Source organism: Velocimicrobium porci (assembly GCF_009696045.1).
In the GTDB taxonomy this organism is placed as follows: Bacteria; Bacillota; Clostridia; order Lachnospirales; family Lachnospiraceae; genus Velocimicrobium; species Velocimicrobium porci.
In genome coordinates, this window is record NZ_VUMT01000001.1 from 55,312 (window position 1) to 67,801 (window position 12,490).

Below are 12,490 nucleotides of genomic sequence, written 5' to 3' on the forward strand. Positions count from 1 at the left end.
TTCATAAATTTCCTCCTATTTGTAATAAATACTATCAAATCTACCACCATATTTTTCTTTCTAACTCTTTGTTTTCAAAAACTTGCAAATAAAAAAACAATGACCTCCTTCTTTTAAGCATATAACATAACCGCAGCAACAACCAAAATCCAAGAATTTCATTACTCGTAAACGTTATATCTTATTTGCTTGATTATATTCAGCAACAATATCAACAAGTCTTCCAGATTTTAAATTTTATTCACAAATATAAGCAATGAACATTCAATAATTTGCATTACAAAATATACCAGATTTCCTTGTAAATATCCTCTGAAAAAATATTTTTCTCAGTGTAGCATAAATCTTTACTTATAACAAGATATTTCAGAAAGTTTCCTAAGAAATTTAAAAATCTGAAGCCCCTACTGGCAAACTCTCCGATACACACAATGCCCCATACCCCAGCATCTCATTAGGCCACACATCATACCCAAGCAAATGTCTAGCCCCACTTCTCAAATATGCCTTCACCTTCTCCCCATACAAATAAGCATCATTCCCATTTACAATTCCCCATTCCATCATTAACGCAACCGAACCTGTCACAAATGGCGTTGCCATTGATGTACCAGTTCTTCTTGTGTAACCGCCACCCGGTGAGCAGGAGATAATATCAACTCCCGGTGCAACAAGATCCGGTTTTATCCATTGATTATTTCTCGTAAATCCACGCCCTGAAAAAAAGGCATAGCTATCCGTATTTCCGTTATAGGCACCAACAGAGATTGCCCTGCTCGCAGTCGATGGAATTGTAAGTGTTGTTTCCTCAACCGGACGTAAAAATCGGGTCATTGTATTTAAAACGGCTCCTGTTGGAAGCCACATATCATAATCACCTGATATAATTCTTTCTCCATTTAAACGAATCGTCCATATACCATTGTTTACATAAGTTTCCTGTGGTATAAACTCTACATAAATTTCCTGTAAACCATTGTAAGGCAATGGTTCTCCATAGTAAAACAAGATTTTTGTGTTTTCAAGTACAAATTGATTTGTTCCAATCGTACCGCTCAGCCTTCCTGCACTGCTTCCGTTTGGGCTTATTAATTCAATTGTCATACGGTCATAAAAATTTTTCCATATTTGTAGGTTAACTCCTGTTTCATAATCACTAATTACAAGCTCTATCACTTCTTCTTCTCTCTCCCTTACCACTCCACTTTTATGACGTCCAAGGCTTCCTTCATTCCCTGTTCCAATACAAATATTTGTTTTCCAACGATTTGCCATGGAATCAAGATATTGTTCAACCAGGCTTAAATTCGCATGAGAGCCATAACTATTTCCAAAACTGATATTAATTGCCAATGGCTGATTTCTCATAATTGCAAACCGAATCACAAAATCCACTGCTTCCATCAAATTTGTCGTCTTTGGAAACGAATCTCCAACTGAACTTCCCAATTTTACAATCAAGATATCACTCTGTGGTGCAACTCCTCTATACCTTCCATTGCTTGCTCTTCCATTTCCTGCGCAAATTCCAGCAACATGGGTTCCATGCCCAGAAGAATCTATGCTGGGAACAACCTGCATTTGTTCACTTCGGTCAGACGAATTTAATGCCTGATTGATTTCTTCCTCACTATAAAAAGTTCCACTATCAAATCCTTCCGGCGGTGTTCCCCGAATTGTTTGATCCCATAATCCAATAATCCGGGTCGTTCCATCAGCTTTTCTAAAATCCGGATGACTATAATCAATCCCAGAATCAATAATCGCAACGATTACTCCGTTCCCATATAACGATAGTTGTCCTGTTTCCCTTCTATTTCTCTGTACCGGAGGAATACAAGACACTGCAATTCCTTCTGCCACTTCAAATGAAAGCTGCTTTGGTTTCTCTATAAATTCAATCTGTTGATATTTCACTAATTTTTCAATATCCTGCTGTTGAATCGTCACAACCGCATACTCATTCATAAGCTCTACAACTGATAGATTCAATTCCTCTTTTATCGGTTGTAAATCTCCATTATACTTTACAATTAGTTCCCAAGTATTATTATCGGAATCAAAGCCGACATCCAAATCTATTGTCTGTTCTCGTTCTTCCTCTCCTACATTAAGTGCAAGATTTAACTGATTATCTATTTTCCCGCTATCCATTCAAATCCTCATTCTCTCATCTTTTACTCATTAATATATGCAAAGATTTCTTTCTTTTCTACGCTACAGCAATAATAGAATATATTGCAACGCAAAGATGGACATCACAAAACGCAATCTTAACCTTTCTTTTTACGAATGAAATGTCATTTTCAAAATAATAATTTTGTAATTCATCAACAAAATTTTGCAAAAAACAAAAAAATATTTTATTTTTGATTTTTGCAATTTTTTTAATTGACATCAATCCTTTGGTATTTTATACTTTTATCTATAAATACATTCCTTACTTAACGCTACCAATTAGCTTTTACTTAAAAGAATTTTCAAAAATCAAATGATAAAATATAAACTTTTTATCCAAGGAGGCTTTTAACTATGAAATGGTCAAAACGAACAGAACGCAGCATAAAAGAACGTATGACTTCTGTAACTAGTATTCTTTTATTAATTGCAATTCTTATTGAATCTGCTTTTTTTTATACTTGTTTGGACTATTCATACGACCAGGCAATCGAGAAAATAACGGATCATTTAGATAACTTAATCCAATCGGAAGTGCAAACTCTTATTAGCGTTTTAACTACAATAAACCAACGCTACGAAGATGGTGAAATCTCAGAAGAGGAAGCTTTTGCAACGGCAAAGCAAATTGTAAAAACTGCCCGATATAATAACAGTGATGAAACAAAACAGGGCTATTTCTGGGTAGATGACAAAGATGGAAACTGCATTGTTCATAACGACTCTGGCCTTGAACAAAAACAGAGATATAATCTTCAAGACGAAAAAGGTAATTATTATATTCAAAATCTATTAAAAGCCGGCAATCAGGCAGAAGGTGGATTTACTGAATATTGGGAAAAAAATGAACAAAATAAGCTCTCGCCAAAAAGAGTCTTTACTGCAAAGTTTGAACCTTTTAATTGGTATATAAGTACAGGTGTCTATACCGATGAGACAAATCCTATTATTGCAGAATCGCAAAAATCCTTTCAAATAAAAAAGATACTTGGTTCTCTTGTCTTTTTAGCAATCGGTCTTATTTTAGTTTTAATTGGTCGCAATAAGAGCAAGTATCATGCTAATGCAATTACTTTACCATTAAAAAATATCGCAGAACGTTTGACTCTCTTATCCAAAGGTGATTTGTCAACGCCTGTTCCTTCTATTCATTCACATGATGAAATTGAACAGCTGACTGTTGTAGCAAACTCTCTAACACATGATTTAAATGCAATTATAAATGACTTAGGAACGATGCTCGCCGAGATTAGTAAAGGAAATTTTGATGTTCATTCCAATACAAACTATTCCGGTGATTTCAAACAACTATACGAGGGAATGCGAAATATTAATATTCATTTAAGCCGTACTATGGCACAAATTACAGAAAGTGCAAACATTGTAAATAATGAAGCAAATCAAGTTTCAGTCAGTGCCCAAACTCTATCGCAGGGGGCATTAGAGCAGTCAGAGTCCATACAACAACTTTCAGATACAATGCAGCAAATATCAGAACAAATATCAGAAACAGCAGACAATACAATTGATGCCAGCAAAGAAGCAGCGAAAGCCGAACGTCTGATTGCACTTTGCAACCAAAAAATGAGTCAGCTAAACAATGCGATGGATAATATAAATGAATCTTCTGCTAACATTCAAGCTGTTATAGAAACAATTGAAGATATTGCCGGACAAACAAATTTACTTGCTTTGAATGCAGCAATTGAGGCTGCCAGAGCCGGTGAATCAGGAAAAGGATTTGCCGTAGTAGCAGATGAAATCCGCAAATTAGCGGAAAATAGTATGGCAGCCGCCGCTGACACAACAAACCTAATAAAAAATTCAACTGAAGCAGCAAAAAATGGAAAAGAAATAGCTGATGATACTTCAAAATCAATGGAAAACGTAATTCAACTTTCAAATAAAATTTCAAATAAAATTGAAATTATCGCAGAAGCTTCTAAAATACAGGCATCTGCAGTGCAAAACATAAATGACACTATTTCAAATGTATCAGCAATTATCGAAACAAACTCAGCAACTGCAGAAGAAAGTGCAGCAACCAGCGAAGAATTAAATGCTCAGGCCGATGCTCTTTCTAATTTAGTTTCTCGCTTTAAATTAAGACAAAGTGCGATTGAAGATATTATAAAAGATCTCTAATATTATTTTTGCCTTTTCATAATAAATATTTAAAAGGGCTTGAACTATTTTATCAGTTCAAGCCCTTTATTGATTTTTTGTCAAAAAAACATCTTATTTTCTACATCGTACATTCCATTTGGCGTAATACGATAAGATGGAATAACAGGCAATGCTAAAAAAGATAATGTGATAAACGGATCAATCTCTTTTGGTACTCCCATATCATGTGCTTGTTCAATCATAATTCTTAATGTTTCTTCTACTTCTTCATAGCTTTTTTGCGTCATTAATCCCATAATTTCTAAAGGCAATGTAAATGGTTCCTTTCCACTCCGAACAACCGTATATCCCCCTTTACAGTCAATCAGTTCCATTACCGCCCGATTCATATCCTCATCATTATCTCCGACCACAATTAAATTATGAGAATCATGTCCAACCGTAGAAGCAATTGCACCATTTTCAATCGAAAATCCCTCTACAATTCCAACACCTTTTTTTCCTGTATTATGATGACGCTCAAAAACTGCAATCTTTTGAAATTGCTTATTAGGCACAAATTCACCATCTTTTACATCAACTTCTTTTATCTCTCCGGTAGTCAAAATTTCCTTCGGTACTAATTCCAAAACAAATGCTTTTTGTTCTTTAAGAGGCAAAGAAAATTCTGACTTTCCCCGATAGTTAATATGCACGGTATCTGTTAATTTATTTCCTAACTTTTTCTCTTCTCTTTTTACTTCTTTTAGCCGTTTTCCTTTATAATAAACATCTTCTACTTCCACTTTTTCCAAATTCGAAAGAACCAAAAGATCCGCCTGATACCCGGCCGCAATTGCTCCCAAATGTTTCAGCTCATAGCAAGTAGCCGGATAAAGCGTTGCCATCTTAATTGCTTCTATTGGAGAAATCCCAAGCTCAATTGCCTTCTGAACATTATAACTAATATGTCCCTGTTGCTTTATGTCTTCAATATGCTTGTCATCCGTACAAAAACCAAACCGATTGCATGGCGTATGATGCTTTACAATTCCTGTTACAATCTGCTCCAGATTCTTTGCTGCTGTTCCCTCCCGAATCAGAACAAACATTCCGGCGCGCACCTCTTTTATTGCATCTTCATAAGTGCAGCACTCATGATCTGTCTTTATTCCTGCAAGTGCATAACAATCTGCTTCCTGCCCTTTAAAACAGCCTCCATGACCGTCAATCTGTTTGGAATAAAATAATTTTAATTTTTCAAGCATTCCCTCATCCGCATTTAATACAGCCGGAATATCCATAACTTCTCCTAAACCAAGAATTCTGTCTTCAGAAAGGTAGCTTTCCATGTCTTTTGCATTTAGCACTGCACCATTGCACTCAAATGGAAGGCATGGTACGCAAGACGGAACCATTACATAAATATTCGCCTGACACTCTTTTGTATCCTCTAAAATATAATCAATACCATCTTTTCCGGCTACATTCGCCGCTTCATGTGGATCAACAATAAAAGTAGTAGTACCTTTTCGACCAGCCTGATAAATTAACTGGCTTGGATTTAATAACGTGGACTCTAAATGCAGATGAGCATCAATAAATCCAGGGCAAATATATTTTCCGCTCATATCAATTTCTTCTTCACCTGCATATTGACCTACACCGACAATAACTCCCTCCTGAATTGCTATATCTGCCACAAACAATTCATTTGTGAACACATCGACGATAATTCCTTGTTTTAATACTAGTTCTGCTTTTCTTTTTCCAAGTGCTATATCTGCATAGTTTTTATTATACTTATATGACATCGAAATCTCCTTTTCTCAATTTAACAACTGGATATTTAGCAGTTCTTTTCTTCTGCAAAATTACGTTGCGTCACTTGATAAGTTTCCTCTACGATTCTTTCCATTGCATTTAATATATTTTCATATCCTGTACAACGACACAAATGCCCTGAAATAAGTTTTTTTAACTCTTCTCTATTATACCGCTTTCCTGTTCCCACAATTTCAACCGCCGACATAATTAAACCTGGTGTACAAAAACCACACTGTACCGCAGCCTCTTCCACAAATGCTTTTTGAATCGGACTTAATTCGCCATTCGGTCCTTTCAATCCTTCTGTCGTTAAAATATGCTTTCCTTCTGCACATACCGTCATATAAATGCAGGAATCAATTGCTTCGCCATCTACCAATACAGTACAGGCGCCACATTCTCCCACTTCACAGCCTTTTTTTACACTTGTTAAACCAAGACGGTTTCTAAGTGTTTCCAATAAGGATTCTCGTTCATCTACCGGAACCTCTACTTCTTTTCCATTCACAACCATATGTATTATCTTAAACATCGATATTTCCTCCCCCTGCAATAACTGTTTCCTCAAATGCTCTTCGAAGCATTTCTTCTACCAACTGCAAACGAAATTCCTTTGATGCTCTCCAACTGGAACGTGGATGAACCTCTTTAAGAACATTTTCACAAATACAATCTAATAATTCTCTCGAAACTGTCTTTCCCCGTGCCATCTGCTCTGCCTCTACACAACGCATTGGTACCGGTCCGGCTACACCATATCCTATTTTTAATTTTTCAATTGCTTTTTTATCCGGCGTTAATTTTGTCATAACAGAACATCCAAGTGTAGCAATCTCCATCGCTTTTCGCTTTCCATACTTAATATATCTGCCATGATATCCTTCATAATTTTCTTTTTCTATTCGAATTGCTGTTAATATTTCGTTTTGCTTTCTTACCGTTTTTCCGGCTCCCTGATACCACTCTGTAATTGGAATAATTCGAGTCCCTTCAGGACCTTTTAATTCCATCTTTGCATCTAATACACATAAAGTAGAAGCACTATCTGCACTTGTCACACCATTACAGACATTTCCACCTATTGTTCCCATATTTCTTATCTGCGGACCTCCAACCTGGTCAACTGCATCTCCCAGATTTGGTATATACTGTTTTATAATATCATCATTGGTAATATGAGAAAATACGGTTGCCGCTTTTATAATGATTGTTCCGTCTGAGTCCATCTCAATTCCTTTTAATTCAGGAATATTACTAATGTTAACCAAATGACATCCCGCCATTTTCCCTTCTCTTATTTTAATCAAAACGTCAGTTCCACCAGATATAACCTCAGCTTTTGGATTTTTTACCAGCTCTTCAATTGCTTCATCTACAGTTGAAGCTACAATTACTGATTCAATGTCGTACATGCTAATTCTCCCCCTTTCCTTTTATCAGACCATGCTCCATAAATTCTAATACCAGTTTTTCCGGATTTAAAGGTAATGTATCAAAAGCTACTCCCGTAGCATGCAAAATCGCATTTCGAATTGCCGGTGCCTGAGGAATTGCCGGTGGTTCGCCCAACGCTTTGTTACCAAAAGGTCCGGTCGGATCTTCTAATTCCACAAATGCAGTATTTAATTTTGGTGTGTCCATTGCTGTAGGCATTTTATAATCCAACAAATTATTATTGAGTGGTCTTCCGATTTTATCATATAGTAACTCTTCACCTAACGTATAACCAAGCCCCATACTCATACCACCGTGTACTTGTGCCTGGGCTAACTTTGGATTCAAAAGTTTTCCGCTATCATGAACATTTATAATATCTATAATTTCTACCGTTCCATATGGAATATCGACTTCAACCTCAACAAAGCAGGCACCTGTTGCAAATGTATTATTTTTGCACTGGCTTGTTGCCTCCGCAGTAATATGCTCACAATGCTCCAAACTATAAAACGCTTCTTCTGCAAGTTCCCCTAATGATAACAAAATTTCATTTGTATCTTTATCAACAATCTGATTTTGTTTCACATCCATTGTATCAGCCTTTTTCTGAAGCATATATTCTGCGTAAGCAAGAATCTTATTCTTTAAGATTTTACCTGTTTTCTTTACAGCCATACCACTTACATAAGACTGTCTTGAAGCATAAGCTCCCGTATCAAATGGTGTGATATCTGTATCCTGAACCGTTAAAATATGTATATTATCTTCTGTTATCCCCGTTACTTCCGAAGCCATCTGTGTAAATACAGTATCTGCTCCCTGTCCAATCTCAGTTGCACCCATTTGCAGCTGTATGGAACCATCTTGATTTAATATCATACGGCACGAAGCTGTTTCTAATGAAATTGGATATACCCCTGTCTTATAACAGAATATAGCCATTCCAACACCTCTTCGTTTTGAACCTGTTTGATTTTTATATCTTTCTCTCTTTTCGTCCCACTTAATATGTTCTCTTCCGATTTTAATACACTCCTGTAATCCATAAGAATGACAGGTTATTTTTGTATGCGGATCAACGTATCCTGCCTGCATACAATTTTTTAACCGAAATTCCAGTGGATCCATACCAATTGCATAAGCCAAATCATCAGCCAGACATTCTGTGGCAAAAGCTCCCTGTGGAATACCATAAGCTCGCATTGCCCCTGCTGTAATACAATTTGTATAAACAGTAAAGCTTTCGGATTCTAATACCTTTTCATCCCGGTACATCTGCTTAAAAATGTTGGCGCCATTTGCCACAATCGCATGTCCGTGAGAAGCGTAAGCACCTTGATTCGAATAAGCTTTAAATGTTCTTGCAACCAGCGTTCCATCTTTTCTAACTGCTGCTTTTATTTTATATTTAATTGCATGTCTTGTTCTTGTACAGGCAAGGGTTTCTTCTCTTGTCAATTCCAATTTCACACAACGACCACCTACCTGTGTACATAAGAAAGCATTTAATGGTTCATATAACACATCTTGTTTATTTCCAAAACCGCCTCCGATATATGGCTTAATTACCCGTACTTTTCCCCATGGAATTCCAAGTGCCTGACCGATTACTCTTCGAACGATATGTGGAATCTGTGTGGAAGAAACAACAACAATTCTTCCTTTTTCCATATAGGCAAATGAATGTGGTACTTCGATGTGGCAATGTTGCACCGGCTGCGTTTCATATTCTTTTTCCAGTGTAACCAATCCTTCTTCTTTTATTGCTTCTTCATAGGTTCCTTCACCTACCTGAAATGAAGAATGACCAACTATATTATCAGGACGTTCTTCATGAAGAATATCTGCACCTTCTTTCATTGCCTGTTCAACACAAAGAATTGGCTCATGCTCTTCATATTCCACCTTAATAAGCCGAACTGCCCGATTGGCAGCAATTTCATTTTCAGCAACTACGGCAGCAATATCATCACCATATACACGGACCCTTTGATTTAATAGCTTTCGATCCGCAATATCCTGATGAGCCTTTTCGGTTGACCATGGATGTCCCGGTGTTGGAAATTGATAATCCGGGACATCAAAACATGTCACAATTTTAACAACCCCAGGCACCTTAAGTGCCTCTTCCAAATCAAAACTTTTTACTACACCATTGGCAATCGTACTGTGTACAACTTTAGCTACCAATGCATCTTTTGGTTCCAAATCTCCTACATATTTTGCAGTTCCTGTAACTTTTTCCACTGCATCAACTCTTATTAGGCTGGTTCCAATACCCATAATAGTTCCCTCCTCTATCTGTCATCTTATTATATATAAATAGCAAATTGCCATTTATTAGCATAACAAATTATACAATACAACAACCTGCAATATATTTTGCATAAATATTTCTATCATCCGACAAGTATATCATTCGCTCTAAACGAGACCGAACCGTTAATTCCTGCGGATGAAGCAGACTAGTATCATCCAAAACAACTGCATCAAACTCATATCCTTTTTCAAAACTTCCAACTTTTCCAAAAAACTCGCCTCCGCCTTTTGTACCCATAAAAAAGGCTTCTTCTATTGTAAGTGGTGTTTCTTTTGTATTTAACAGTCGCCAGCGAAGTTTTGATACTTGTATCGCATCCGCCATAGCACGAAACATTGAAATCGAATGTCCTCCAGCAAGATCGGTTCCAAGTCCGATTTTTAAATCTCTTTCTAAATATTTTTTTGCCGGTGCAATTCCAGACGACAAGTTTGTATTTGACTGAGGGCAATGAGCAACATATACTCCATTTTCTTTCATTTTCTCAATCTCTTCCTCTGTTGAATAAACACAATGTGCCATAACTGTTTTTCCATATAAGCCAAACAGCCCTCTGCGGTCGTAAGCATCGCCATAACAAGTCGAATCCGGACAAAGCTCCTGCACCCATTTAATTTCTGATGGATTCTCTGACAAATGAGATTGTGCCGGCAATCCAGTTTCTTTCTGAAGCTGTGAAAGCCCCTTCATTAACAAGTCCGAACAACTTGGAATAAATCTTGGCGTTATAATAGGCAATACATTTTTATATTTTTTAATCGAGTTGCCTACCCATTCCTTTGTTTCTCGAATTGCTTCGGAAACATCATCTTCTCTTAAGTAATCCGGACAATTTCTATCCATATTTACCTTTCCTACATATGCTTTCATTCCCATTTCTTCCAATAAATCCATTAAAAGATAAGTTGCTTCTGTATGCAGTGTTGCAAAGATACAAGCCCTCGTTGTAGGACTATGCCGTAATTCTTCCACAAATTGTTTATAAGCTTTCTCCGCATAAGTAAGCTCCTTATATTTTGCTTCTTCTGGAAACGTATATTGATTTAACCAATCCAACAACTCCATATCCATTCCCAAACCACGGAACGAATACTGTGGAGCATGAACATGTAAATCAACCAACCCCGGAATAATCAACCGATCTCCGTAATCTTTTACCGTGATATTTTTATACTGTTCTGGAAGTGTGTCATAAACTCCCTGAGAAATTCCATCCTCACATATAACATATCCATTTTCTTTTATACATAACTTATCTTTTGATTCACTATAGATAATATGTCCGTGCAATGCAAACATTTATTATCATCGCCTCACAATCTTTTTATAATTTATGATATAAAAAAACCAACTACTCAGAAAACATAACCCATGTTCCTCCGAAGAGAAACTTATAGTCAACTATTTCCGGTAGTTGGTAGATACGTCCACCCAATTGTAAACCTATATAAGCTTCTTTATCAACTGTCAGCTCTTTTATTCATTTATCAAATTATATCACATTTTCCTATTTCTGTCAATCTTTTTATGTTTTTTTCTTACTTATTGGTTCTTTTTGTTATAAAAATAAAGCAATAAAAGTAATCCAAACAGACCAATTAACATTCTTACAAGATATGGAAAACCGACTGTTTTTTGTCCTGTTACAATCAATGCAATACAAAAGCCAAAAACTACTGTTGCTATAATACGTACAATCCATTTTTGCATATTTTCCATCTATAACACCTCCGACGTTCAAAATATTTAACCTTTTAATCCACCAAGACTCATTCCCTCTGTCAACTTCTTCTGAACACAAATATATAAAACCAATGTCGGCAACATTACAATTACAAGCCCTGCATATAACCGCCCATAATTTGCTGCTGCCTGCTGTGCCTGCATCAATTGCATTAAGCCTACAGGTAACGTCTTTGTTTCCCCTGTCAGCAATGTCATTGCAATGATATATTCATTCCAAAATGATAAGAAATTAAACAAAATGACCGTAACAATACTTGGTCGTGCCATAGGCATCATAATAGAAAACATCGTTTTAAAATATCCTGCTCCATCGACAAAAGCAGCCTCCTCATAATCTTTTGGTATGGATACAAAAAAACCGGAGAGAAGGTAAATTGTAAACGGCAATGCCGTAGAAGCATATACTAATGCTACAATAAATATATTATTGAGAAAAAATCCTGTTCCAAAAATATTTCTCAAAAATTTATCGCCATCTACAAACATTAAAAAAATAGGTACAACGATATAATTTACATTGATAAAAAGTCCACCCATAAACATAATGTTACACAATTTACTGCCTTTAAAGCGATATCGTGCCAATACATATGCTGCCGGAAGGGCGACTACAAGCAATATAACTAAAGCAATTGCCGTAACCAGTACAGAATTCAATAAGTAATCACCCATTTTTGCTTCTTGGAAAGCATCAATAAAATTTTGAATATACACTCCTTTTGGAAGTGTCCAAGGATTCCCATAAAATTCCGAATTTTCTTTAATCGAAGCAAGAAACACCCAGCCAACCGGAACTATAATGCTAACAGCAAGCAGCAACAGTACAACATAAATAAACACTTTATAAATTGTATTTTTTCCTTTACTATCCATACT

Annotated in this window: 9 protein-coding genes and 1 riboswitch; of the genes, 1 reads left to right on the forward strand and 8 read right to left on the reverse strand. The window is 36.3% G+C overall.

Features of this window, described 5'->3' with window-relative positions; all coding sequences use genetic code 11:
- Positions 1 to 387 precede the first annotated feature (387 nt).
- On the reverse strand, positions 388 to 2,154 hold the full coding sequence (locus FYJ58_RS00255) for a S8 family peptidase (protein WP_154515492.1): 1,767 nt from the start codon (positions 2,152 to 2,154) through the stop codon (positions 388 to 390).
- Positions 2,155 to 2,532: 378 nt separating this feature from the next.
- On the opposite strand from FYJ58_RS00255, the gene FYJ58_RS00260 reads away from it, so the two are divergent.
- Complete coding sequence (locus FYJ58_RS00260; RefSeq protein WP_154515495.1) at positions 2,533 to 4,323, forward strand: methyl-accepting chemotaxis protein; 1,791 nt, start codon at positions 2,533 to 2,535, stop codon at positions 4,321 to 4,323.
- A gap of 80 nt (positions 4,324 to 4,403) precedes the next feature.
- Here the strand turns inward: FYJ58_RS00260 and ade are convergent, their stop codons facing one another.
- From ade to FYJ58_RS00295, 7 genes are all read right to left on the reverse strand, one after another.
- Positions 4,404 to 6,098: an adenine deaminase gene (gene ade / locus FYJ58_RS00265; RefSeq protein ID WP_154515498.1), complete on the reverse strand. Its 1,695-nt coding sequence runs from the start codon at positions 6,096 to 6,098 to the stop codon at positions 4,404 to 4,406.
- Between the two features lie 35 nt (positions 6,099 to 6,133).
- A complete protein-coding gene (xdhC, locus tag FYJ58_RS00270; RefSeq protein ID WP_154515502.1) occupies positions 6,134 to 6,643 on the reverse strand; it encodes a xanthine dehydrogenase subunit XdhC in 510 nt (169 codons plus the stop codon).
- Positions 6,636 to 7,523, reverse strand: coding sequence for a xanthine dehydrogenase subunit XdhB (gene xdhB, locus FYJ58_RS00275; protein WP_154515505.1), 888 nt, complete (start codon positions 7,521 to 7,523; stop codon positions 6,636 to 6,638). The genes xdhC and xdhB overlap by 8 nt, the downstream gene beginning before the upstream one ends.
- Position 7,524: 1 nt before the next feature.
- The gene (gene xdhA, locus FYJ58_RS00280) at positions 7,525 to 9,831 is read right to left on the reverse strand and encodes a xanthine dehydrogenase subunit XdhA (RefSeq protein ID WP_154515508.1); all 2,307 of its coding nucleotides are present in this window, start codon (positions 9,829 to 9,831) and stop codon (positions 7,525 to 7,527) included.
- A 70-nt stretch (positions 9,832 to 9,901) separates the two neighbouring features.
- The gene (gene guaD / locus FYJ58_RS00285) at positions 9,902 to 11,167 is read right to left on the reverse strand and encodes a guanine deaminase (protein ID WP_154515511.1); all 1,266 of its coding nucleotides are present in this window, start codon (positions 11,165 to 11,167) and stop codon (positions 9,902 to 9,904) included.
- Between the two features lie 75 nt (positions 11,168 to 11,242).
- A riboswitch (purine riboswitch) is annotated at positions 11,243 to 11,339 on the reverse strand.
- Between the two features lie 71 nt (positions 11,340 to 11,410).
- A complete protein-coding gene (locus tag FYJ58_RS00290) occupies positions 11,411 to 11,587 on the reverse strand; it encodes a DUF6903 family protein (RefSeq protein WP_154515514.1) in 177 nt (58 codons plus the stop codon).
- A gap of 27 nt (positions 11,588 to 11,614) precedes the next feature.
- Positions 11,615 to 12,487, reverse strand: coding sequence for a carbohydrate ABC transporter permease (locus tag FYJ58_RS00295; protein ID WP_154515517.1), 873 nt, complete (start codon positions 12,485 to 12,487; stop codon positions 11,615 to 11,617).
- Between the last annotated feature and the right edge of the window lie 3 nt (positions 12,488 to 12,490).